Raw genomic sequence first — 22,438 nt, 5'->3', positions numbered from 1 at the left:
CACCGACAGCGGCCACGCCTGTGCACGGTTGCTGGCCACCCTCTGTGGACCGGTTTCGTGACGGGACTTCGTCCCACCTCGACCAACGCGGGGAGCTACGTCCAGGCCTTCGCGAGCCGCTCGACGATCTCGACGAGCCGGTCGGACGAGGTGGCGATGTTGAGCCGGACCTGGCCGGTGGTGCCGGGGGCGTAGGACTCGCCCGGGCTGACCTTGACGCGACCGCGCTCGAGCGCGACGCCCGCGGCGTCGTCGTGGCCGTAGGCGGAGGCGTCGAGCCAGGCCAGGTAGGTCGCCTCGAGCGGACGCATCCGCACCTCGGGGAGGTGGGCAGCGAGGAGCTCGCCGAGCAGCGCGCGCTGCTGGTCGAGCCGTTCGACGAGGGAGGCGAGCCACGGGTCGCCGAGGTCGTACGCCGCCCGCGCCGCGACGGCGCCGATCGGCGAGTGCGAGTCGTTGCGCGACATCGGCTGGTCGGCGAGCAGCCGGCGGTCGGCCGTTGACGGGACGACGACCTGCGCGCACCGCAGGCCCGCGGTGTTGAACGCCTTGGACGCGGCCACGACCGCGACCGCGTGGTCGTGGGTGCCGTCGATCGAGAGGTAGGACACGTGCTCGGCGCCCGGCAGCACCAACGGCGCGTGGATCTCGTCGCTGACGACCCGCGCGCCGTGGCGTACGACGACGTCGCGGATCCCCTCGAGCTCGGCGCGGGTGAAGACGCGGCCCCACGGGTTGTGCGGCTGGGTCAGGATCAGCGTCTGCGCCCCGTCGGCGAAGAGCCGGTCGAGCCGGTCGAGGTCGACCTCGGCCCGGTCGGCCGAGACGGGCACGTCGAGGCGCACCTCCTCGCGACCCGTGATGGTGGCGAGGCCGAACTGGGCGTTGTAGCCCGGGGTCGGGAAGACCACTCCCCCGGGACCGCTGAAGACGTCGATCGCCAGCCGCACCCCGGCCGTCACGTCGACCACCGGATGCACCGCCTCGGGGTCGGGCGCCCAGCCGAAGTGACGGGCCGACCAGGCGGCGTAGGACTGCGCGAGCTCCGGGTCCCAGCCGAAGAGCGGGTAGCCGGTGATCCCGTCGGCCAGCATCCGCTGGACCGCCTCGAGAACCACCGGGTCGACCGCGTAGTCCATCTCCGCGACCCAGGCCGGGATCACGTCGTCGGGGACGCCCCACTTCAGCGGCAGCCTGAGCCGCGCCTCCTCGTCGGTCAGGTCGACGACGGGTCGGCGGTCGGAGCCGGTCACGGCTGCTCCTCGCTGCGGCTCCACGTGGCGGCGAACTCCTCGGGCGTCAGCTCGGCCAGCTGGGCCTCGAGGTGCAGGCGGGTCGCGCCGATCTCGTCGTGCGAGACGTCGACGCGGACGACCTCGGAGCCGTCGGAGCGGCGGGTGACGACGTAGGTGCCGCCACCACCGCTCGCGTCGTTGCCCGAGATCGTGTCGGCCAGCGTCACCGCCTGCCAGACGGCGCGGACGAACACGCGCAGGCCGCGCTCCTCACGCGGCTCGAAGCGCAGGTCGAGGACGTCCCCCGCCCGGTCCACGCGACGTCAGACCTGCTCGCGCGAGGCGACCGCTGCGGCCACCCGCTCGATGGCCTCAGCCAGCGGCACGCCGTTGTCCTGGCGACCGTCGCGGTAGCGGAACGACACGGCGCCCGCCTCCACGTCGGCGTCGCCGGCGATCATCATGAAGGGCACCTTGGCGAGCTGCGCGTTGCGGATCTTCTTCTGCATCCGGTCGTCGGACTCGTCGACCTCGACCCGCAGCCCCTGCGCCTTCATCTGCCTCGCGATGTCGAAGAGGTAGTCGTTGTGGCGCTCGGCGATCGGGATGCCCTGGACCTGCACGGGGGCGAGCCAGGGCGGGAACGCCCCGGCGTAGTGCTCCACCAGCACGCCGATGAACCGCTCGATCGAGCCGAACTTGGCGGAGTGGATCATCACCGGCTGCTGGCGGGTGCCGTCTGCGGCGACGTACTCCAGGTTGAAGCGGTCGACGGCCGGCTGGTTGAAGTCGTACTGGATGGTCGACATCTGCCAGGTGCGGCCGATCGCGTCCTTGGCCTGCACCGAGATCTTCGGCCCGTAGAACGCCGCGCCGCCCGGGTCGGGCACGAGGTCGACGCCGAACTTGCGCGCCGCGGTCTCGAGCACCGAGGTGGCGGTCTCCCACTGGTCGTTGGACCCGATGAACTTGTCGGGCTTGGAGTCGTCACGGGTCGACAGCTCGAAGTAGTAGTCGTCGAGGCCGAAGTCGCGCAGCAGCCCGGTCACGAAGGTGAGCAGGTGCTCGACCTCGGCGGGTGCCTGCTCCGGGGTGACGTAGGAGTGCGAGTCGTCCTGCGTCATCGCGCGCACGCGGGTCAGGCCGTGCACGACGCCGGACTTCTCGTAGCGGTAGACCGACCCGAACTCGAAGAACCGCAGCGGCAGCTCGCGGTAGGAGCGCTGCCGCGAGCGGTAGATGAGGTTGTGCATCGGGCAGTTCATCGCCTTGAGGCGGTACTCGGCGTGCTCCATCTCCATCGGCGGGAACATGGTGTCCGCGTAGTAGGGCAGGTGTCCGGAGGTGTGGAAGAGCCCGTCCTTGCTGATGTGGGGGGTGCCGACGTAGTCGAAGCCCTCCTCGAGGTGCCGACGGCGGACGTAGTCCTCCATCTCGCGCTTGATCACGCCACCCTTGGGGTGGAAGACCGCCATGCCCGACCCGATCTCGTCGGGGAACGAGTAGAGGTCGAGCTCGCGACCGAGCTTGCGGTGGTCGCGCCGCTCGGCCTCCTCGATGCGGTGGAGGTGCTCCTCGAGCGCCTCCTTGGTCTCCCAGGCGGTGCCGTAGATGCGCTGGAGCTGCTTGTTCTTCTCGTCACCGCGCCAGTACGCCGCTGCGCTGCGCATCAGCTTGAAGGCGGGGATCCGCTTGGTGGTCGGCAGGTGCGGGCCGCGGCACAGGTCGGACCACTTTGCCTCGCCGTTGCGACCGATGTTGTCGTAGATGGTCAGCTCGCCGGCCCCGACCTCGACGGAGGCGCCCTCGGTGTCCGAGGCACCCGCACCGCCCTTGAGACCGATCAGCTCGATCTTGTAGGGCTCGTCCTGGAGCTCGGTCAGCGCGTCGGCGTCGGTGGTGACCCGGCGCTCGAAGCGCTGGTTCTCCTTGATGATCTTGCGCATCGCGGACTCGATCTTCACCAGGTCCTCGGGCACGAACGGGGTCTCGACGTCGAAGTCGTAGTAGAAGCCGTTCTCCACCGGCGGGCCGATGCCGAGCCGGGCCTCCGGCCAGATCTGCTGCACCGCCTGCGCCATCACGTGCGCGGTGGAGTGCCGCAGGATGTCGCGGCCGTCGGGGCTGTCGATGGCCACGCCCTCGACCTCGTCACCGTCGGCGAGCTCGTAGGCGAGGTCCCTGAGCTGACCGGCCACGCGGGCGGCGACGACGTCGGCGTCGTCGCGGAACAGTTCCCAGGCCTTGGTGCCCGTCGTGACCGTGGTCTCCGCACGCTGATCGGCGTGGATGCGGACGACCTGGATGTCGGACACGAGGGCTCCTTCAGGGAGGTGTGAGGGGTGGGACGGATGTCCCCGGCGATGCTATCGGCCGGGCAGGCGGCGCCTCACCCCGGTTTGTGGTGCGGCCTCGGTGGTCGGCCGCCCCGCACCCGCAGGCGGGCGAGCTCGACGACGTTGGCGCCGATGGCGAGCAGGGCGTTGCCGTGCCCACCCCGCAGGCCGTTGAGCTCGTCACGCGACTGCAGCACGTTGCCGGGGCTGGGGCGCACCTCCACCGTCTGGTCCTGGGCGGCGACAGAGAAGAGCGGACCGACGAGGCGGTCGTACGCCCACGGCACGGCGGTGAAGCCGAACCGGATCACCTCGTTGGCGAGACCGACCTGCCCGCCGCGTCGCCGCCCGTCGGCCACCGCGAGGGCGCGGGCGGCGATGCGCTCGGGACTGGTCACCGGGAACGGTGGACGCCCGGCCGCGTCGCCGTACGTCGCTGCCTGCCGGTAGATGGGCGTGTCGACGCCGCCGGGAGCGACGTACTCGATCCGGACGCCGGGGCGGTCGCGGTTGTCGACCCGGAGCTGCCGCACCAGCGCGCGGACGCCCCACTTGCTGACGACGTACGCCGCCATGTCGGGGACCGCGACGTGCCCGATCACCGAGCCGACGACCACGATGCTGCCGGACCCCTGCGTGCGCATCACGGGCATGACGTGGCGCGCGAGGTTGACCGAGCCGAGCAGGTTGGTCGCGACGACCTGGTCGAACACCTCGGCGGGCACGTCCTCCACGCGGCCGTAGGCGACCACGCCGGCGCTGCCGATGACCGTGTGGATCCAGCCGTGCTGTGCGACGACGCCGGAGACGGCGGCTCCGACCTCGTCGTCGTTGCTGATGTCGGCCGTCACGACCGTCGTCGACGCGGCACCCAGCCCGTCGCAGTCACGGGCCACCCGCTCGAGGGCGCCGCGGCCGCGGGCGAGGAGGACGAGGTGGTCACCGCGTCGCGCGACGCGGTGGGCAGCGGCCTCGCCGATGCCGCTGGAGGCACCGGTGACGAGGACGACGCGTGGCGATCGATCATGGGTCGGCATGCCAGCCGGTACCCCCGAAGGGCCGGCGTCAGGCGTCCGCGACGGCCTCGATGACGCGCTCCATCTCGGCGATCGACGCGGCGGTGTCGAGGTGGAGGACGGCGTGCCAGCCCAGGGCTCGCGCGGCGACGACGTTGGCCTCGACGTCGTCGAGGAAGAGGACCTCCGCGGCCTCGACGCCGAGCCGTCGGGTCACAAGCTTGTACGCCGCCGGGTCGGGCTTGGCGAGCCCCACCTCGTGGCTGTAGACGATGTCGTCGGTGACGTCCTCGAAGCCGTGGAACCGCTCGCGCTCCCGCGCGCCGGGACCGGAGTTCGACAGGATCGCGGTGAGCCGCGCCGGGCGTTGACCGGCGAACCAGTCGAACAGCTCGCGGTCCAGCGTCCCGACGTACCAGCGCCAGAAGTCGTCCAGCAGCGCGGCGACCTGCCGGTCGTCCAGACCGAACGCGCGCTGCCACTCCGCACGGACCTGGTGCTCGGTCACCTCCCCGACCACCGCGTCGCCCGGCAGCCCGGCGAGACCGCCGGCGATCGAGCCCGGCGCGAGGCCGAGGCGGCGCTCGGCGGGCGCGGGGAAGACGTCGTCGTCGACGACCTCCAGCACTCCCCCGATGTCGAGGACCACCGCACGGATCGCCATGCGCCCACCCTAGGGACGAGTGAGGGACGACCAGCTCGGGACCTTGGTCCTCCCGAGTGGGGTGCCTTCGCCCTGTCCGGCGGACCTGCGGTCTCCCTAGCGTCGGAGACGAGGCGGGAACGACCCGGTGACCGCCCTGACGGAAGGCACATCATGCGCGCGTTTCTCGACAAGCTGGTCTCCTGGACTGGAGTGGCCGTCGCCGCGGTCCTGCTCATCGCCGGCGGTCTCCTGACGTGGGCCAACTCGTTCATCGGCGACCAGGTCCACGACCAGCTGGTCATGCAGGACATCACGATGCCGGAGGGCGACGCGCTGGGCGGCCTGGCCGACGAGGACGTGAGCGCCCTCGAGAAGTACGCCGGCAGCGCCCTCGACACCGGCCCGGAGGCCAAGGCCTACGCCGACCACTACATCCTCGCGCACATGAACGCCGCCAGCGACGGTCGCACCTACCAGCAGGTCAGCGGCGAGTTCCTCGCCCTCGACGACGAGGCCAAGGCGAGCGAGGAGGGCCAGGCGCTGGCCGGCCTCCGCCAGACGCTCTTCATGGGCAACACGCTGCGCGGCCTGCTCCTCTACGGCTACGCCTTCGCCACCATCGGCACCATCGCCGGCTTCGCAGCGATCGCCGCCTTCGTCGGGGCGTTCGTCCTTCTGGCCCTCGCCCTGCTCGGGATGCGGCACGCGCGGCAGACCGACCGGGCCGAGGTCGCACCGCAGCTGGAGCCGGTCACGGTCTGACCCCCGCGAACGACCCGCACCGAGCAGGACCCGGTCGCCTCACCCGGCGACCGGGTCCTGCTCCTGTGCCTGGCCGGTCTGGACCCGCCACAGGGCCGCGTAGGAGCCGCCCCGGTCGATCAGCTCGTCGTGCGTCCCGGACTCGACGACCCGGCCCGCGTCGAGGACCCAGATCCGGTGGGCGTGCCGCACGGTCGAGAGGCGGTGGGCCACGACGATCGCCGTGCGCTGGGCCGTGGCACGGCGCAGCGAGCGCTGGATCGCGGCCTCCGTCTCGTTGTCGACGGCGCTGGTCGCCTCGTCGAGCACCAGCACCGCCGGGTCGCGCAGGAGCGCGCGGGCCAGGGCGAGCCGCTGCCGCTGACCACCGGACAGCGTCACGCCCCGCTCGCCCACCCAGGTGTCCAGGCCGTCGGGCATCGCCTCGATGAAGTCGAGCGCGGCGGCCGCCTCGGCGGCCTCCCGGACCTGCTCGCGGGTGGCGTCCGGACGGCCGTACGCGATGTTGTCGGCCACGGAGCCGGCGAACATGAAGACGTCCTGGGCGACATAGCCGAGCGAGCCGCGCAGCGAGTCCCAGTCCAGGCCGCGCACGTCCTGCCCGTCGAAGAGGACTGAACCCTCCCGGGGGTCGTCGAAGCGCAGCACCAGACGCAGCAGCGACGACTTCCCCGAACCGGTGGAGCCCACGATCGCGTGGGTCTCGCCCGCGGGGACGAGGAGGTCGATGCCGTGCAGGACGTCGGGCCCGTCGGCGTACCCGGCCCGTACGCCGCGCAGCTCGACGCGGCCGGCGACGGGGCGCTCGAGGGCCGTGGCGCCGGCCGGCACCGTCACCGGCACCTGGAGCAGGCCAAGGATGCGGGCCGCCGACGCGCGGCCGCGCTGGTAGAGGTCGAGGACCTCGGCAACCTCGGTCAGCGGCCAGAGCAGGCGCTGTGTCATGAAGACCAGCACGGAGTAGAGGCCGACCTCGAGGTCGCCGCGCAGCGTCGCCCAGCCGCCGAGCAGCAGCGTGCAGGTGAAACCGGCCAGGATCGCCATCCGGACCAGCGGCACGAACGCGGCCGAGGAGCGGATCGCGTCGGTGTTGGCCCTCCGGTAGGCCAGGGAGACGGCCGACACGCGGTCGCGCTCGCGGTCCTCGGCGGTGAACGCCTTGATGGTGGCGATGCCGGAGATGTTGGACGAGAGCGTGCTGGAGAGGTCGGCGACGGCGGCGCGGACCCGGTCGTAGAGCGGCTCGAGGCGACGCTGGAAGACGAGCGACCCGATGACGATCAGCGGGATCGGCAGGAAGGCGAAGAGCAGGAGCTGGCCCGACGCGGCCGCGAAGACGGCCCCCACGAGCAGCACGTTGAGCGCGGTCTGCAGGATCGCCGGCGCGCCGACGTCGAGGAAGCGCTCGAGCTGGTTGACGTCGTCGTTGAGGGTGGCGAGCGTCGAGCCCGCCGGGCGGCTCTCGTGCCACCCGAGGTCGAGGTGCTGGACGTGGTCGTACGCCTCCACGCGCAGGTCGTGCTCGACACCCTGGGCGAGGCCGCGCCACAGGACGCTGGCGACGTACTCGCTCACCGACTCGACGAGCCAGACCACGGCGTTGATCACGGCCAGCCAGCCGAGCTGGGCGAAGCGCGACTCGACGCCGAGCACCTCGCCGACGAAGGACGCGTCGCCGCGCACCACGACGTCGACGGCCGCGCCGATGAGGAGCTCGGGGACGACGTCGGCCACCTTGTTGACCGTCGAGGCGGTGACGGCGCCGACGAACCTGGCGCGGTAGGCCCCGTAGCGGCGCCAGAGGGCTCTCAGCGGCTGGACGGCGTCGGGGTCGGAGGGCTCGGGCACCCGCACAGGTTAGGTGACCCTAACCGGTGTCCCGTCAGCGGGCCGCGTCGATGTAGGCGACCATCCGGTCGAAGAGCAGCGTGGCCCGGTAGAGGTCCTCCGACGCACCCGGCGGATCCGGCTGGTCGGGGAGGTCGGCGTCGCGCCAGCCGGGCCGCAGCTCGTCGGCCAGCGCCCCGGCGATCCGGCTGGCGTCACGGACCACCTGCGGGTCGACCGACCAGACCGCCTCGAACGTGCGCTCGCGCGTCCCCTCGGCGCCCTGGCCCGGGCGCTCGACCGCCACCAGGCACGCCGGCAGGTCGGCTGCGTCGCACACGACCAGCCACTCGCGGTTGAGCGGCGACTCAGGCGGCAGGGCGACCTCCACCGGGACCCCACGCGTCGGCGGGGCGGGGGCCGCCCCGTGGGGGAAGTCGGCGAGGACGACAGCGGACCGCGCCGTGCGGGCGAGCTCGCGCCAGCGGTCGTACGACGCACGCAGGAACCGCTCGCGCTGGAACCCCCCGAAGAGGACCGGGTCGGCGGCGCGCGCCGCGCACTCGTCCTCGATCGCATGGCTCATCGACACCAGCGTGCGTCGCGACAGCACCTGCGGCCGGAGCAACGGGTACTGGCGCCGCAGGTCGGCGAAGACGGACCCCGTCCGGGCCTGCGGGACCTCCGCGCGGTGGACGGCGGCGGCCAGCGAGAGGCCCCCGCGCCGGCGCGCCAGCACGTCCAGGACCGCCTCGACGTCGGCCTCGCTGTAGCGGCGGTGACCCCCGGGCTGACGGTGCGGCTGCGGAAACCCGTAGCGCCTCTCCCAGCTGCGGAGCGTCGAAATGGGTACTCCGGTCCTGTGGGCCAGGTCGCCGATGGTGAGGGAGGCGCGACCATGGGTGTCCAAATGGTTGTCCAAACCTTGTCCACTCCTTCGCACCGTGCCTAGATTTAGTTGGAAGTGTTGCATAGGTTTGGCAACCAAGGAACGGTCGAGCTGCGGGAGGCACAGATGATCGGCACCGGCACGGATGCGGCACTGGCACGGGTCCTCGACGGCGGTCGCCGACGCGCGGCCGCGATCGACGCCCACCACGCGCTCCTGTGGGAGGCGCTCTGCGCCGCCACCGAGGGCGGCAAACGGTTCCGGCCGGCTCTGGTGGTCGCCACCCACGACGCGCTGGGCGGAGGCGCGTCCGACGCTGCGGCCGAGGTCGGCGCGGCGGTCGAGCTGCTCCACACCGCGTTCGTCATCCACGACGACGTCATCGACGGCGACCACGTGCGGCGCGGGCGGCCCAACGTCAGCGGCACCTTCCGCGCCCTCGCCGGCGTCGACGGGGCCGACCCCGAGGTGGCCGCCGGCTACGGGCTCACCGCCGCGATCCTGGCCGGCGACCTGGCCCTCGCGGCCGCGGTGCGCACGGTCGCGCTGAGCGGTGCCCCGGCCCCGGTCGTCGCGCGGCTGCTCGACCTCTTCGACACCGCGCTGCACCGGACGGCCTCGGGCGAGCTCGCCGACGTCCGCCACTCGCTCGACCTCGCCCCCGCCACCCTCGCCCAGAGCCTGGAGATGGAGGCGCAGAAGACCAGCGCCTACTCCTTCGCCCTCCCCCTGCAGGCGGGTGCGGTGCTGGCCGGCGCCGACGAGGAGACGACCAGCCGGCTCGGTGACGTCGGCCGGGCGATGGGGATCGCGTTCCAGCTCGCCGACGACCTGATCGGCGTCTTCGGCGACCCGGCCCGCTCCGGCAAGAGCGCCACCTGCGACCTGCGCACCCGCAAGCAGACGCCGCTCCTGGTCCACGCCCGGACGACGTCGGCGTGGCCGCAGATCAGTGCCTATGTCGGCCGCGAGCTCAGCGACGCCGAGCTCGACGAGGCCCGGGGGCTCCTCGTGGCCTCCGGCTCGCGCCGCTTCGTGGAGGACCTCGCCGAGCAGCACCTCGACCAGGCGCGCGCCGTGCTCGACGGCCTGGGCGTCCCGGCCGACCTGATCGACGGCGTGGCCGTCCGACCAGCCTTGCCGGCCGACGGCAGCGAGGTCGCGGCATGACGCTCTTCGTGGGCCGCGGCGCGCCCCGCAGCCTCTACGACTCGGTGTCGGAGGCGAGCTCGGCCGTGGTGATCCGCGAGTACTCCAGCTCGTTCGGCCTGGCCTCGCGGCTGCTGGGCGAGCCGGTGCGCACCCAGGTCCGCAACATCTACGCGCTCGTGCGCGTCGCCGACGAGATCGTCGACAACCCCGACCCGACCCTCGACCGGTCCGCGCGCGCCACCATGCTCGACTGGCTCGAGGGTGACGTCGCGCACGCGATGCGCACCGGCTACAGCGGCAACCTGGTGGTGCACGCCTTTGCGCGCACCGCCATCGCCGTGGGGATCGAGCCCGGGATCGTCTCGCCGTTCTTCACCTCGATGCGCACCGACCTCGACACCCGGACCCACACCCAGGCGAGCTTCGAGCGCTACGTCTACGGCTCGGCCGAGGTCGTCGGGCTGATGTGCCTGCGCGCCTTCCTGGCCGCGCCCGACGCCCCGTCCGACCAGGAGGCGCAGTACGAGCGGCTCGCCGCCGGCGCACGGAGCCTGGGAGCGGCCTTCCAGAAGCTCAACTTCGTGCGCGACCTGACCGACGACCACGACCTGCTGCGCCGCGACTACTTCCCCGGACTGGACGTCGAGCGGTTCTGCGAGGCCGACCGGGACCGCATCCTCGACGACGTCGACGAGGACCTGCGGGCTGCCGCGGCGGTCGTGCCCGACCTGCCCCCGAGCAGCCGCCGCGCGGTCCGGGCGGCCCACGCGACCTTCGCCGAGCTGGCCCAGCGGCTGCGGGCCGCCTCGGCGGAGGAGATCCGCCACACCCGCGTCCGCGTGCCGACGCCGGTCAAGCTGCGCCTCGCCGCGAGCTCGCTGCGCGGAGGACGCTCGTGACGCTGCGCCTGCCCGAACGACTCAGCCGGTTCACCCCGACGCCCCGCAGCGCCGGTGACGGTTCCCCGCGGCGCGTGGTCGTCGTCGGTGGCGGCATCGCCGGCCTGGCCACCGCGGCGCTCCTCGCCTCGCGGGGCCACTCGGTGGACCTGCTGGAGAAGAACGACGACCTCGGCGGTCGCGTCGGCAGCGTCGAGCGCGGCGGCTACCGGTTCGACACCGGCGCCTCGTGGTACCTCATGCCCGAGGTCTTCGAGCACTTCTTCTCGCTCCTCGGCACCACCGCCGAGGCCGAGCTCGACCTGACCGTGCTCGACCCGAGCTACCGCGTCTTCTTCGAGGGCCACCCCGAGCCGGTGGACCTGCGACCCGACCGCGCCCACAACCGGGCGCTGTTCGAGCGGCTCGAGCCGGGGGCGGGTGACCGCTTCGACGCCTACCTCCGCTCCGCGGAGGACACCTACGACATGGCCCTGCGCCGGTTCCTCTACACGAGCTTCGACTCACCGACGGCCTTCGTGCACCCCGACGTCGTACGCCGGACGCCTGCCCTCGGCCGCCTGCTGACGCGGTCGCTGGAGAGCCACGTCGCCGGGTCGTTCACCGACAACAGGCTGCGCCAGGTGCTCGGCTACCCCGCGGTCTTCCTAGGCTCCTCCCCCAGCCGCACGCCGAGCCTGTACCACCTGATGAGCCGGCTCGACCTCGGCGACCGCGTGCTCTACCCCCAGGGCGGGTTCACCCGGCTGATCCGGGTCATCGCCGACCTCGCGGAGAAGCACGGCGCGCGCCTGCACACCGGCGCGGCCGTCACCCGGATCCTCACCTCCGACGCCGCAGGTGGACGACCCGTCGTCACCGGCGTCGAGCACGAGACACCGGACGGCCCGCGCACCGTCGACGCCGACGTCGTCGTCGGAGCCGCCGACCTGCACCACCTCGAGACGGCGCTGCTGCCCGCGGGGCTGCAGACGCACCCCGAGCCGGCATGGCGCGACCGCTCCCCCGGCCCCGGTGCGGTGCTCGCGATGCTGGGCGTCGAGGGGCGGCTGCCGCAGCTGCCGCACCACTCGTTGTTCTTCACCCGCGACTGGGGGCAGAACTTCGGCGACATCTTCGGCAAGGATGCACGGGTGCCCGACCCCGCCTCGATCTATGTCTGCAAGCCCTCCGAGACCGACCCCACCGTCGCCCCGGAGGGGTGCGAGAACCTGTTCGTGCTCGTCCCCGTGCCCGCCGACACGGCCATCGGCAGCGGCGGCGACGAGGGCGCAGGGTCCGAGACCGTCGAGCGCACGGCCGACGCGGCCATCGACCAGATCGCTTCCTGGGCGGGCGTCCCCGACCTGCGCGAGCGGATCAGGGTGCGCCACACGGTCGGCCCCGAGGACTTCGCCACCCGCTACCACGCGTGGCGCGGCGGAGCCCTCGGGCTGGAGCACACCCTTCGCCAGAGCGCCTTCCTGCGCCCGGGCAACGTCTCCGCCAAGGTCGACGGCCTGCTCTACGCCGGCGCGAGCACCGTGCCCGGCGTCGGCCTGCCGATGTGCCTGATCAGCGCCGAGCTCGTGCTCAAGCGCCTCAGCGGCGACCGCTCCAGCCTGCCGGTGCAGGCATGAGCGCCCCATGAGCCTTCCCCACTGGGCGTACGTCGCCATGCTGGCGTTCTGCCTCGCCGGGACGCTGCCTCTTGTGCCCGCCTTCCGGCTGCAGGTGCTGAAGCAGCCGGGGCGCCTGCTCCTCACCATCGGCCTCGCCGGGACGCCGTTCCTGTTGTGGGACCTCTGGGCCACGCACGTCGGGCACTGGTGGTTCGACGAGGACCAGACGCTGCCGTGGCGCATCGCGGGCCTGCCGCTCGAGGAGATCGGCTTCTTCGTGGTCATCCCGGTCGTGTCGGTGCTGACGCTCGAGGGGGTGCGCGCGGCCCGGCGCGGCGTACGACCCGGGGCTCCGCGGTCCCGCGAGAAGGCGAGGTGAGCCGCACGTGACCTACACCGCCATCGCCCTCCTCTGCGTGCCGCTGGCCGTCGTGCTGGACCGCTGGGTCGTCCGCACGCGACTGACCTCGACCCGCGACTGGTGGTCCGCCTACGCGATCATCGTGTTCTTCCAGCTCCTCACCAACGGCTGGCTGACCGGCCGCGGCATCGTGCGCTACTCCGGTGACGCCATCATCGGCAGCGGGCAGATCACTGTCCTGGGTGACGGCCGCCTGTTCTACGCACCGGTCGAGGACCTGATGTTCGGCTTCGGGCTGGTGCTGTGGAGCTGCATCGTGTGGACGTGGCTGGGCCGCCGACGCGACAGGACCGACGACCGGTCCAGCGATCGGGCGCTGGGATGAGCGTCGCGACCCGCCTGCAGGCGATGCAGCCGACCGACGTCGGCGTGCCGGGACCGACGTCGTGGGACATGGCCCGGGCCTTCCGCTCGATCCGCGCCGACCCGCTGACGTTCCTCGACGAGGTGTCCCAGCACTACGGCGACACCGTCTCCTTCCCGGTGCCCGGCGCACCGGCGCTGCTGCTCAACGACCCGGCCGACGTCAGGCACGTGCTCCAGACCTCGGCGCGAAGCTGGGGCAAGGACACCGTCCAGTACGCCGCCCTGGCGCGCGTCACCGGTCCCGGCCTGCTCGCCTCGGCCGAGCCCAGCTGGATCGACCACCGGCGGCTCGCCGCCCCGGCCTTCCACCACCAGCGCCTGGAGGCGGTGGGCGACGAGGTGGCCGCGGCCGCCCGCACCGCGATCGCGGCACGACTGGGCGGACCGCACGCCGACGCGGTCGCGGACGGAGCCGTCGTCGACATGGCGGCCCTGACCCACACCATCGGCCTCGACGCGGTCGGCCGCGCGCTCTTCAGCACCGACCTCTCCGACCAGGCCCACGACCTGCTCGCGGCGACGAGCGAGGCCGCCGACCTGGTGGTGCGGCTCGGCCGCTCGATCCTCCCCCGCGCCGAGTGGACCCCGACCCGGACCAACCTCCGGCTGCGCTCCGCGCGGCGCCGCCTCGACGCCGGCGCCGCCGCGATCATCGCCGAGCGGCGGGCCCGCAACGCCCGCGCCGGCGGGACGCCGCATCATGGCGACGACCTCCTCGGGCTGCTGCTCGACAGCGGCATGGGCGACGGTGAGATCCGCGACGAGCTCGTCACGATGGTCATCGCCGGCCACGAGACCGTGGCGGCCGCGCTCGCCTGGACGCTCATGCTGCTCGCGGAGCACCCGGAGGCGCAGGAGCGCGTGCGCGCCGAGCTCGACGCCCATCCCGGGCCGGTCCCGCTCGTGGGGCACCGCGAGCGCCTGCCGTGGACGCGTGCGGTGGTCGACGAGGCGCTGCGCCTCTATCCACCGGCCTGGGCCGTCTCCCGCCGCTCGGACCGCGACGACGAGGTCGGCGGGCGGCAGGTCCCGGCCGGCACGCTCGCCATCATCAGCCCCTGGCTGGTCCACCGGCGCCCCGACCTCTGGCCCGAGCCCGAGGCCTTCCGTCCCGAGCGCTTCCTCGACGGCACCGCCCGCACCGGCTACCTGCCGTTCGGCCAGGGACCGCGGCTGTGCATCGGGCGGGAGTTCGCGCTCGGCGAGATGGTCGTGGTCCTCGCCGAGCTGCTGCGCGACCACCGCATCGAGGTGCCCGGCGGCCCGGGCGGCTGGGTGCGGCCGGTGGCGGAGGCCAAGGTCGCCGTCCACCCCCGCGGCGGCATGCCGCTCGTCGTACGACGGACGGGCACGCCGTGACGGCTGCCCTCCTCGTCGACCTCGCGCTCGCGTTGCTGCTCCTCGGAGCGGCGGTGTGGGCGCAACGGCTGGTGGCCGACCTCCGCACCCTCCCGCCGGCCGACGCCCCGACGGGCGGTCAGGTATCGGTGTCAGTGGTGGTCCCGGCGCGTGACGAGGAGCAGACGCTGCCGGCGCTGCTGCGGTCGGTGGCCGAGCAGCTGCCGGAGGTCCACGAGGTCGTCGTGGTGGACGACGCGTCACGCGACGCGACCGCCGCCGTGGCACGAGCGGGCGGCGCCAGAGTCGTGCCGGCCGGCACGCCACCCCCCGGGTGGACCGGCAAGGCCTGGGCCTGCCACACCGGCACCGCGGCGACGACGGGCGACCTCCTGCTCTTCCTCGACGCCGACACCGTCCTCCGACCGGGTGCCCTCGCGGGCCTGCTCGCCGCGCACACGCGGCACGGCGGGCTCGTGTCGGTGCAGCCGCACCACGACGTCGTCCGCCCCTACGAGCAGCTGTCGGCCCACTTCAACGTCGTCGCGCTGATGGCCAGCGGGGCCTTCACCCGTCGCGGCCGGGTCCGCGCGAGCCGCGCGCCGATGGCGTTCGGGCCGTGCCTGCTGACCTCCCGCGAGGACCACGGGCGCGCGGGCGGGCACGAGGCCGTCCGCGCCGACATCCTCGACGACGCCGCGCTCGCCGCCGCCTACCACCGGGCGGGACTGCCGGTCTGGTGCGCGGTCGGGGGCGACGCGGTGCGCATGCGCAGCTATCCCGGCGGCCCGGCGCAGCTCGTTGCCGGGTGGACCAAGAACATCGCCTCCGGGGCGGCCGACGCAGCGCCGTCGGCGACCGCCGCCACCGTGGCGTGGATCAGCGCCCACCACGCCGTCGCCGTCGGAGCCGTCCTGTCCCTCCTCGTCGCAGTCACCGGGAGTGGGGCGCCGCTGCTGGCCGGCAGTCCCCTGCTGTGGGCGGTGGCGTACGCCGCCGTGGCCCTGCAGCTGCGCTGGATGCTGCGCCGCGCCGGCTCGTTCCGGTGGTGGGCGTGGACACTGTTCCCCGTGCCCCTCCTGGCCTTCGACCTCGTCTTCGCGCGCTCGCTCACCCTCACCGTCGTCCGCCGATCGGTGCAGTGGCGGGGCCGCGACGTCTCCCTCGCCGGCAGCCGGTCCGGGGAGGGGGTGGCCTGATGCTCCGACTCGTCATGCCGCAGACCGTCACGATCGTCGTCGACGTCGTCGCGTGGGGCGTCTTCCACGCCGCCACGGGCTACGCCGCCCACCGGCTGGGCGACGAGCGGTTGTCGAGCGACGGCTGGGGGCTGAGGGAGCGCCGCTTCGAGGACCGCGGCCGCTGGTACCGCCGACGGCTCCACATCCACCGCTGGAAGGACCGGTTGCCCGAGGCGGGCGCCCTGTTCGAGGGCGGCGTCAGCAAGCGCGAGCTGCCTGCGCTCCACGCCGAGGGCCTCGACCTCTTCGTGCGCGAGACCCGCCGCGCCGAGCTGGGGCACTGGTGGGCGCTGTGGTGCAGCCCGCTCTTCGTCCTCTGGAACCCGCCCCTGGCGGCGGTCCTGCTCGGCGCCTACGGCGTCCTGGTCAACCTGCCGTTCATCGCCGTCCAGCGCTACAACCGCTTCCGGACCCAGGCCCTGCTCGGGCGCGTCTCACGCCGGCGGAGCACGACATGACCAGCCCCGCGACCTCACGGTCCCGCGCCGACGCCACGGTGGCGCCGGAGGGCGAGGTCGCGGCCGCCGAGGACTCCCGCCATGGCCCGATCGCCCAGCTGCTGATCGCGTGGTCCCCGCTGAGCGCGATCCTGGTGGCGTACTGGCTCGCGCAGTGGATCACCGCACCGCTCGGGGTCGGTGACGGCGCCGACACCAACCGGCTCGGCGCCGGCCTGCACGTGCTGGGCCCCGCCCGCGCCGACGAGACGCTGCTGGGAGCGGTGCCCAGCGTCTGGCTGCAGGCCCGCCTCGTCGACGGCTCCCCGCACTGGTACGACGTCGTGGCGACGCTCGTCTACGTCACCCACTTCGTCACCATCCCGCTCATCACCGCGGTCGTGTGGTTCCGCCTGCGCGACCGGTTCGGACAGTGGCTCACCGCCGTGCTCGCCATGTCGCTGGTCGGCATCGCCGGCTACCTCGCCTACCCGGCCGCGCCACCCTGGCTCGCGGCCCAGCGCGGTGACATCGGCACGCTCGACCGCATCTCCCACCTCGGCTGGGAGGCCCTCGGGCTCGACGCGGTCGGCCGGCTCGTGCAGCTGGGCCAGTCGGGCAGCAACCCGGTGGCCGCGATGCCGTCCCTGCACGCCGGCGCCGCGCTCCTGGCGGCGCTGTTCCTGTGGCCGTCGGTGTCGCGGGTCTCGCGCATCCTGCTGGCGGCGTACGCCCTGGCGATGGCGCTGACCCTCGTCTACACCGGCGAGCACTACGTGGTCGACGTGCTCGCGGGCTGGCTCGTCGCGGTCGTCGGCGTCGGGATCTCGCTCGTGGTGGAGCGACTCGTCGGTGGGCCAGAGCCGTCTGGAGGAACGACATGAGCACCCGGCCCGTGACCGGCGGCGTGGGCACCGGCCGCTCGCCCGCCCCGTCACGCGTGCGGGTGCTCGTCGGTGCCGCGCACGCCGGGCCCGCCCTCGCGGTCACCGTCCTGGCCGGCCTCCTGTGCGTCGCGCAGGGCCTGGACCCGACGACGACCGCCGTGCTGGTGGCGGCTGTCCTCGCAGGTCAGCTCTCGATCGGGTGGAGCAACGACCTCGTCGACCGCTCCCGCGACCGCGCCGCGGGGCGCGGTGACAAGCCGCTGGCCACGGGAGACGGCTCGGTCGCCCTCGTCCGGGCGGCGTGCGGCGCTGCCGTCGTGGCCTGCCTCGTCCTGTCGTTCGCGCTCGGACCGGCCGCCGGGCTCGTGCACGTCGGCTGCGTCGCGTCCGCGTGGGCCTACAACCTCGGGCTGAAGGCCACGGTGTGGTCGTGGGCGCCCTACGCCGTGTCGTTCGGGGGGCTCACCGCGGTGGTCACCCTCGCCGACGGGGAGGCACCACCATGGTGGTGGCCGGTCGGCGCCGCGCTCCTCGGTGTGGGGGCCCACCTCCTCAACGTGCTGCCCGACCTGGCGGACGACGCCGCCACGGGCGTGCGCGGGCTCCCCCACCGACTCGGCCCGCGGCGCATCGCTCCCGTCGCCGCCGTCGTCCTCGTCATGGCGTCCGCGGTGGTCCTCGTCGGGGCCGCGCCGCCGCTCCCCGCCAGCGTCGCGGTCGCCGTCGTCGTGCTGGCACTGGCCGTCGTGGTCGTCGCCGGCACCGGTCGACTCCCCTTCGTCGCAGCGGTCGGCATCGCGCTGGTCGACGCCGTGCTCCTGGTGGTGGCGCGATGAGCCGCGGGACCGCCACCGAGCACTGGGACCTCGTCGTCGTCGGCGCCGGCCCCGCCGGGTCCGCGACCGCGCTTGGCGCCCTGGCCGAGGACCCGGGCCTGCGGGTCCTGCTCCTCGACCGCAGCGAGTTCCCCCGCGACAAGTCCTGCGGTGACGGCATCGCCCCCCACGTGCTCGACGCTCTCGCGCCGGTCGGCGCCGCCGACGTGGTCGACGGCTGGGCGCCGCTGCGCGACCTCGAGCTGGCCCACGGCGACGTGTCCGTCGCCGGCCCGATGCGTCGCGAGGTGCACGTCGTGCCGCGCCGGGTGCTCGACGCCCGGCTCGTCGAGCGGGCGGTGGCCGCCGGGGCGGTCCTGCGCACGCACCGCGCCACCTCGCTGACGCGCACCGACACCCCCGTGGTGTCGGGCGAGGTGTCCGCCGACGTCGTGGTGGGCGCCGACGGTGCCCACTCGTTCGTCCGGACGGCGCTGCTGGGCAAGCGCCGTGAGCCGCGCGCCATCGCGATCCGCGGTTATGCGCCGACGACGCCCGAGATGGCCGGGCGGCAGGTCATCCGCTACGGCGACCGCCGCCAGCCGTCCTACGCCTGGGCCTTCGACCGCGGCGACGGGCTGGCCAACGTCGGCTACGGCGAGCTGCTGCCGGGTGAGCGTCACGGTGGTGCGCCGAGCCGCCGCCTGCTCCTCGACCAGCTCGAGCTGCTCGTGCCCGGCGCCGCCAGCACCGGCGACGACTGGCGCGGCCACCACCTCCCGCTGAGCAGCTGGCGGTGGGACCAGCCCGACGGCCCGGTCCTGCTCGTCGGCGATGCCGCCGGTCTGGTCAACCCGATGACCGGCGAAGGGATCTACTACGCCGTCGCCACCGGCATCGCTGCCGGTCGCACTGCGGCACGGGCGGTGCGTGCCGGCAACCCCGCGGGAGCCGGCGCCGTGCACCGACGCGTCGTACGCGCCCTGCTGGGCTCCCACCTGCGGCACACCTGGGCGGCCTCGCGGCTGGCGCAGTCGCCACGCATCGTCGACGCCGGGATCCACGCTGCCGGCCGCGACCGCCACGCCTTCGACGCGCTCGTCGAGCTCGGCCTCGGCGACGGCCGCATCGACGTCCGGCTGGCGGGCGGGCTGCTGCGCAGCATGGCCCGACCAGGTCGACCAGCCCGTCCCGCACCCGACCTGCCTTCGACCCCCACACCCCGAGGTGGCTGACATGAGGATCCTCTCCGTACGAGGCGCACTGCCGCCCCACTCGCACCCGCAGGCCGAGATCACCGAGGCCTTCGGACAGTTCATCTCCGAGCGCAGCCTCGACCGGTCGCTGCTGCGCCGCTTCCACGCCAACGCCGGGGTCGAGCGACGGCACACGGTCCTCCCACTCGACGAGTACGCCGGGCTCGGCGACTTCGGGCACGCCAACGACCTCTTCATCGAGCACGCCGTCGAGCTGGGCTCCCGCGCCCTCGTCGACGCGCTGAAGGCCGCCGACCTCACCCCGTCCGACGTCGACCTCGTGGTCACCGCGACGGTGACCGGCCTCGCCGTGCCCTCGCTCGACGCACGCATCGCCGCCCAGGTCGGGCTGCGGGAGGACGTACGCCGGATGCCGCTCGTCGGGCTCGGCTGCGTGGCCGGGGCCGCCGGCATCGCCCGCGTCCACGACTACCTCCTGGGCCACCCCGACCACACCGCGGTGCTGATCGCCGTGGAGCTGTGCTCGCTGACCGTGCAGCGCGACGACGCGTCGGTGCCGAACCTCGTGGCGAGCGGGCTCTTCGGTGACGGGGCGGCGGCCGTCGTCGCGGTCGGGGAGTCCGGCCGGGCCGGTCGGCCGGGACCGGTCGAGGTCCTCGACTCACGCAGCCGGCTCTACCCCGACAGCGAGCGCACCATGGGCTTCGACGTCACGGGCAACGGCCTGCGCATCGTGCTCGACGCGGAGGTGCCCACCCTCGTGGGCCGCTTCGTGCGCGGCGACGTCGACGCCTTCCTCACCGACCACGGGCTCACCCGCGCCGACATCGGCTGGTGGGTGTGCCACCCCGGCGGCCCCAAGGTGATCGAGGCGCTCGAGGAAGCGCTCGAGGTGCCACGTGACGCCGTCCGGCTGACCTGGGAGTCGCTGGCCCGGGTGGGCAACCTGTCGTCGGTGTCGGTGCTCCACGTCCTGGAGGACACCCTGCGCGAACGCCCACCCGCCCCCGGCAGCCACGGCGTGCTGATGGCGATGGGCCCGGGCTTCTGCTCCGAGCTCGTGCTGCTGAGGGCCGCGGCGTGACCGGGCTCGTCGCGTTCACCGTCCTGGTGGCGCTCGTCGGCCTGGAGCGGGTCGCCGAGCTCGTCGTCTCGACCCGCAACGCCCGGTGGAGCCGCGAGCGCGGCGGCGTCGAGCACGGCCTCGGGCACTTCCCGTTCATGGTCGTGCTGCACACCGCACTCCTGGTCGGCGCGCTGGCGGAGGCGTGGATCCGGCAGCCGCAGGTGCCGTCCCTGCTGGCGTGGTCGATGCTCGCGCTCGTCATCGCGTCCCAGGCCCTGCGCTGGTGGTGCATCGCCACCCTCGGCCCGCGCTGGAACACCCGCGTGATCGTCGTGCCGGGGATGGCGCCGGTGACGTCGGGTCCCTACCGTTTCCTCCGCCACCCCAACTACGTCGCCGTCGTGGTCGAGGGGATCGCGCTGCCGCTCGTGCACGCCGCCTGGATCACCGCGCTGGTCTTCACCGTCCTCAACGCCGCGCTGCTCGTCGTACGCATCCGGGTGGAGGACGCCGCGCTCGCCACCCTGCCGCGTGCCGACGCGCCCACCGAGCCACGGACGGAGGCCGCCGGTGCATGACCTCGTGGTGGCCGGCGGCGGTCCGGTCGGCCTCGCCGTGGCGCTGCACGCCCACCGCGCCGGGCTCTCCGTCGTCGTGCGCGAGCCCCGCACCGGCCCGATCGACAAGGCGTGCGGCGAGGGGTTGATGCCCGGGGCCGTCGCCGAGCTGGCCGCCCTCGACGTCCGCCCGCACGGCCGCGAGCTGACCGGGATCCGCTACCTCGACGGCAGCGCCGACGGTCCCGGGGCGACGGCGAGGTTCGCCCGCGGGCCCGGACGCGGCGTTCGCCGCACCGTGCTGCACGACGCGCTGGCCGACCGGGTCTCCGCGGCCGGCATCGCCATCGACCCCCGCCCCGTGGCACGGGTCGACGACGCCGGCGACCACCTGCTCGTCGACGGTGAGCCGGCCCGGCACCTCGTCGCCGCCGACGGCCTGCACTCGCCGGTACGCCGCCTCGTCGGGCTCGACGTGCCCGTCGCCGGTCGGCGCCGCTTCGGGCTGCGCTGCCACGTGCAGCAGGCACCGTGGTCGTCGTACGTCGAGGTGCACTGGTCGCCGCGCGCCGAGGCCTACGTGACCCCGGTCGACGACGACCTCGTCGGCGTGGCCGTCCTCGGTGCGGCCGGCTCGCGCTTCGAGGACCTCATCGACGACTTCCCGCTGCTCCAGCAGCGGCTCACCGGTCCGCGCACGCGGGTGATGGGCGCGGGTCCGTTGCGCCAGCGCGCACGCTCGCGGTCGGCCGGACGGGTCCTCCTCGTCGGCGACGCCGCGGGCTACGTCGACGCCCTCACCGGCGAGGGCATCGCCCTCGGCCTGGCGCAGGCGCGCGTCGCAGTCGCGTGCATCGCCGACGGTCGCACCGACCGCTACGACCGGCTGGCCGGCCGGCTGGGGCTGCGCCACGAGCTCCTCACGCACGCCCTCCTGCGGGCCACCGCCCACTCCGCCGTCCGCAGGCGCCTCGTCCCGGCAGCGTCCCGACTGCCGTGGCTCTTCGACACCGCCGTCAACCAGCTCGCCCGACCCGTGGGGAGGCCCGCATGACCACAACCGACTCCAGCAGCACGACCGACACCGTCACGCCCGAGCTGGTGGTGCTGCTCGACGAGGACGGGCAGGCCGTCGGCACCGCCGACAAGGCGGGTGTCCACCACTCCGACACCCCGCTGCACCTGGCCTTCTCGTGCTACCTCTTCGACGACGCCGGCAACGTGCTGGTGACCCAGCGGGCGCTGCACAAGCGCACCTTCCCCGGCGTGTGGACCAACAGCTGCTGCGGTCACCCTGCTCCCGGCGAGCCGCTCGAGGAAGCCGTACGCCGTCGCGTCGAGCAGGAGCTCGGCACCACCGTCACCGACCTGCGGCTCGTGCTGCCCCGCTTCCGCTACCGCGCAGAGCAGGACGGCGTGGTGGAGAACGAGATGTGCCCGGTGTTCGTCGGCCTTGTCTCCGAGGCTGCCGCCGGGACTGTCTCCGCCGACCCCGACGAGGTCGGCGACGCCCGGTGGGAGCCGTGGCTGCCGTTCCGCGCCGCGGTGCTCGACGGCAGCCGCGCGGTGTCCGTCTGGTGCCGCGAACAGGTCGCCCAGCTGCCCGCCGACCCGGTGTCGGCAGCGGCCGCCGACATCCAGGAGCTCCCGCCCGCCGTGCGGGTCGTCCAAGGCCGGCCCTGAGGTTGCGTCGTTCGGTGCCGCCGCGGCCCCGCGTGTGGCACCCTGAG

Annotated in this window: 23 protein-coding genes; 16 read left to right on the top strand and 7 right to left on the bottom strand. The window is 73.8% G+C overall.

Translation table 11 applies throughout. The features are described from left to right. Positions 1-95 precede the first annotated feature (95 nt). From JOD65_RS12135 to JOD65_RS12115, 5 genes are all read right to left on the bottom strand, one after another. Complete coding sequence (locus tag JOD65_RS12135) at positions 96-1,253, bottom strand: MalY/PatB family protein (RefSeq protein WP_191196989.1); 1,158 nt, start codon at positions 1,251-1,253, stop codon at positions 96-98. Then, positions 1,250-1,552, bottom strand: a complete 303-nt coding sequence (locus JOD65_RS12130; protein ID WP_191196988.1) for a hypothetical protein — start codon at positions 1,550-1,552, stop codon at positions 1,250-1,252. The genes JOD65_RS12135 and JOD65_RS12130 overlap by 4 nt, the downstream gene beginning before the upstream one ends. Positions 1,553-1,558: 6 nt before the next feature. Beyond that, positions 1,559-3,550, bottom strand: coding sequence for a threonine--tRNA ligase (thrS, locus tag JOD65_RS12125; protein ID WP_191196987.1), 1,992 nt, complete (start codon positions 3,548-3,550; stop codon positions 1,559-1,561). A 74-nt stretch (positions 3,551-3,624) separates the two neighbouring features. Then, positions 3,625-4,608, bottom strand: coding sequence for an SDR family NAD(P)-dependent oxidoreductase (locus tag JOD65_RS12120; RefSeq protein ID WP_191196986.1), 984 nt, complete (start codon positions 4,606-4,608; stop codon positions 3,625-3,627). Positions 4,609-4,636: 28 nt separating this feature from the next. Next, positions 4,637-5,251 carry an HAD-IA family hydrolase gene (locus JOD65_RS12115; RefSeq protein WP_191196985.1) on the bottom strand — a complete coding sequence of 205 codons (615 nt, stop codon included), beginning with the start codon at positions 5,249-5,251 and terminating at the stop codon, positions 4,637-4,639. Positions 5,252-5,404: 153 nt separating this feature from the next. Here JOD65_RS12115 and JOD65_RS12110 point away from each other — a divergent pair, with 153 nt between their 5' ends. Further along, positions 5,405-5,995 (top strand): hypothetical protein, encoded by a 591-nt coding sequence (locus JOD65_RS12110; RefSeq protein ID WP_191196984.1) that lies wholly within the window; start codon positions 5,405-5,407, stop codon positions 5,993-5,995. A 39-nt stretch (positions 5,996-6,034) separates the two neighbouring features. Here JOD65_RS12110 and JOD65_RS12105 read toward each other — a convergent pair whose 3' ends face one another. Together JOD65_RS12105 and JOD65_RS23735 are read right to left on the bottom strand one after the other, a co-directional pair. Further along, complete coding sequence (locus JOD65_RS12105; protein WP_307821125.1) at positions 6,035-7,843, bottom strand: ABC transporter ATP-binding protein; 1,809 nt, start codon at positions 7,841-7,843, stop codon at positions 6,035-6,037. A gap of 34 nt (positions 7,844-7,877) precedes the next feature. Further along, positions 7,878-8,732 carry a DICT sensory domain-containing protein gene (locus JOD65_RS23735; RefSeq protein ID WP_275579250.1) on the bottom strand — a complete coding sequence of 285 codons (855 nt, stop codon included), beginning with the start codon at positions 8,730-8,732 and terminating at the stop codon, positions 7,878-7,880. Between the two features lie 54 nt (positions 8,733-8,786). On the opposite strand from JOD65_RS23735, the gene JOD65_RS12095 reads away from it, so the two are divergent. The 15 genes from JOD65_RS12095 to idi are packed head-to-tail and all read left to right on the top strand — an operon-like array spanning position 8,787 to position 22,391. Beyond that, positions 8,787-9,881, top strand: coding sequence for a polyprenyl synthetase family protein (locus JOD65_RS12095; protein ID WP_191196981.1), 1,095 nt, complete (start codon positions 8,787-8,789; stop codon positions 9,879-9,881). Further along, positions 9,878-10,762, top strand: a complete 885-nt coding sequence (locus JOD65_RS12090; RefSeq protein WP_191196980.1) for a phytoene/squalene synthase family protein — start codon at positions 9,878-9,880, stop codon at positions 10,760-10,762. Before JOD65_RS12095 ends, JOD65_RS12090 begins: the two co-directional genes overlap by 4 nt. Further along, positions 10,759-12,381, top strand: coding sequence for a phytoene desaturase family protein (gene crtI, locus JOD65_RS12085; RefSeq protein ID WP_204811133.1), 1,623 nt, complete (start codon positions 10,759-10,761; stop codon positions 12,379-12,381). The genes JOD65_RS12090 and crtI overlap by 4 nt, the downstream gene beginning before the upstream one ends. Before the next feature lie 7 nt (positions 12,382-12,388). After that, complete coding sequence (locus tag JOD65_RS12080; RefSeq protein WP_191196979.1) at positions 12,389-12,742, top strand: lycopene cyclase domain-containing protein; 354 nt, start codon at positions 12,389-12,391, stop codon at positions 12,740-12,742. A gap of 7 nt (positions 12,743-12,749) precedes the next feature. After that, entirely contained in the window at positions 12,750-13,109 is a 360-nt protein-coding gene (locus JOD65_RS12075) for a lycopene cyclase domain-containing protein (RefSeq protein WP_191196978.1), read from the top strand. Further along, positions 13,106-14,509, top strand: a complete 1,404-nt coding sequence (locus JOD65_RS12070; protein WP_191196977.1) for a cytochrome P450 — start codon at positions 13,106-13,108, stop codon at positions 14,507-14,509. The genes JOD65_RS12075 and JOD65_RS12070 overlap by 4 nt, the downstream gene beginning before the upstream one ends. Next, positions 14,506-15,687 carry a glycosyltransferase gene (locus JOD65_RS12065; protein WP_191196976.1) on the top strand — a complete coding sequence of 394 codons (1,182 nt, stop codon included), beginning with the start codon at positions 14,506-14,508 and terminating at the stop codon, positions 15,685-15,687. The genes JOD65_RS12070 and JOD65_RS12065 overlap by 4 nt, the downstream gene beginning before the upstream one ends. Further along, positions 15,687-16,187, top strand: a complete 501-nt coding sequence (locus JOD65_RS12060) for a glycosyl-4,4'-diaponeurosporenoate acyltransferase CrtO family protein (RefSeq protein ID WP_191196975.1) — start codon at positions 15,687-15,689, stop codon at positions 16,185-16,187. Before JOD65_RS12065 ends, JOD65_RS12060 begins: the two co-directional genes overlap by 1 nt. Next, the gene (locus JOD65_RS12055) at positions 16,184-17,050 is read left to right on the top strand and encodes a phosphatase PAP2 family protein (protein ID WP_191196974.1); all 867 of its coding nucleotides are present in this window, start codon (positions 16,184-16,186) and stop codon (positions 17,048-17,050) included. Before JOD65_RS12060 ends, JOD65_RS12055 begins: the two co-directional genes overlap by 4 nt. Then, positions 17,047-17,889, top strand: a complete 843-nt coding sequence (locus JOD65_RS12050) for a UbiA family prenyltransferase (protein ID WP_191196973.1) — start codon at positions 17,047-17,049, stop codon at positions 17,887-17,889. Before JOD65_RS12055 ends, JOD65_RS12050 begins: the two co-directional genes overlap by 4 nt. Continuing rightward, positions 17,886-19,103: an NAD(P)/FAD-dependent oxidoreductase gene (locus JOD65_RS12045; RefSeq protein ID WP_191196972.1), complete on the top strand. Its 1,218-nt coding sequence runs from the start codon at positions 17,886-17,888 to the stop codon at positions 19,101-19,103. Before JOD65_RS12050 ends, JOD65_RS12045 begins: the two co-directional genes overlap by 4 nt. 1 nt (position 19,104) lies before the next feature. Next, positions 19,105-20,169 (top strand): type III polyketide synthase, encoded by a 1,065-nt coding sequence (locus JOD65_RS12040; protein ID WP_191196971.1) that lies wholly within the window; start codon positions 19,105-19,107, stop codon positions 20,167-20,169. Next, complete coding sequence (locus tag JOD65_RS12035) at positions 20,166-20,729, top strand: isoprenylcysteine carboxyl methyltransferase family protein (RefSeq protein ID WP_191196970.1); 564 nt, start codon at positions 20,166-20,168, stop codon at positions 20,727-20,729. Before JOD65_RS12040 ends, JOD65_RS12035 begins: the two co-directional genes overlap by 4 nt. Further along, the gene (locus JOD65_RS12030) at positions 20,722-21,762 is read left to right on the top strand and encodes an NAD(P)/FAD-dependent oxidoreductase (RefSeq protein WP_191196969.1); all 1,041 of its coding nucleotides are present in this window, start codon (positions 20,722-20,724) and stop codon (positions 21,760-21,762) included. Before JOD65_RS12035 ends, JOD65_RS12030 begins: the two co-directional genes overlap by 8 nt. Continuing rightward, the gene (idi, locus tag JOD65_RS12025; protein WP_191196968.1) at positions 21,759-22,391 is read left to right on the top strand and encodes an isopentenyl-diphosphate Delta-isomerase; all 633 of its coding nucleotides are present in this window, start codon (positions 21,759-21,761) and stop codon (positions 22,389-22,391) included. Before JOD65_RS12030 ends, idi begins: the two co-directional genes overlap by 4 nt. Positions 22,392-22,438: the final 47 nt, after the last annotated feature.

The sequence above is a fragment of the Nocardioides cavernae genome (assembly GCF_016907475.1).
GTDB lineage: Bacteria > Actinomycetota > Actinomycetes > Propionibacteriales > Nocardioidaceae > Nocardioides > Nocardioides cavernae.
The sequence above is the reverse complement of the archived record's forward strand: the minus strand, read 5'-3'. Positions and strand labels throughout refer to the sequence as shown.

Bases quoted from the DNA above. Each gene is read 5' to 3' on its own strand.
- JOD65_RS12120 (WP_191196986.1), bottom strand. From the start codon at position 4,608: ATGCCGACCCATGATCGATCGCCACGCGTCGTCCTCGTCACCGGTGCC.
- JOD65_RS12115 (WP_191196985.1), bottom strand. From the start codon at position 5,251: ATGGCGATCCGTGCGGTGGTCCTCGACATCGGGGGAGTGCTGGAGGTC.
- JOD65_RS12110 (WP_191196984.1), top strand. From the start codon at position 5,405: ATGCGCGCGTTTCTCGACAAGCTGGTCTCCTGGACTGGAGTGGCCGTC.
- JOD65_RS12090 (WP_191196980.1), top strand. From the start codon at position 9,878: ATGACGCTCTTCGTGGGCCGCGGCGCGCCCCGCAGCCTCTACGACTCG.
- JOD65_RS12080 (WP_191196979.1), top strand. From the start codon at position 12,389: ATGAGCCTTCCCCACTGGGCGTACGTCGCCATGCTGGCGTTCTGCCTC.
- JOD65_RS12070 (WP_191196977.1), top strand. From the start codon at position 13,106: ATGAGCGTCGCGACCCGCCTGCAGGCGATGCAGCCGACCGACGTCGGC.
- JOD65_RS12060 (WP_191196975.1), top strand. From the start codon at position 15,687: ATGCTCCGACTCGTCATGCCGCAGACCGTCACGATCGTCGTCGACGTC.
- JOD65_RS12055 (WP_191196974.1), top strand. From the start codon at position 16,184: ATGACCAGCCCCGCGACCTCACGGTCCCGCGCCGACGCCACGGTGGCG.
- JOD65_RS12050 (WP_191196973.1), top strand. From the start codon at position 17,047: ATGAGCACCCGGCCCGTGACCGGCGGCGTGGGCACCGGCCGCTCGCCC.
- JOD65_RS12045 (WP_191196972.1), top strand. From the start codon at position 17,886: ATGAGCCGCGGGACCGCCACCGAGCACTGGGACCTCGTCGTCGTCGGC.
- JOD65_RS12040 (WP_191196971.1), top strand. From the start codon at position 19,105: ATGAGGATCCTCTCCGTACGAGGCGCACTGCCGCCCCACTCGCACCCG.
- idi (WP_191196968.1), top strand. From the start codon at position 21,759: ATGACCACAACCGACTCCAGCAGCACGACCGACACCGTCACGCCCGAG.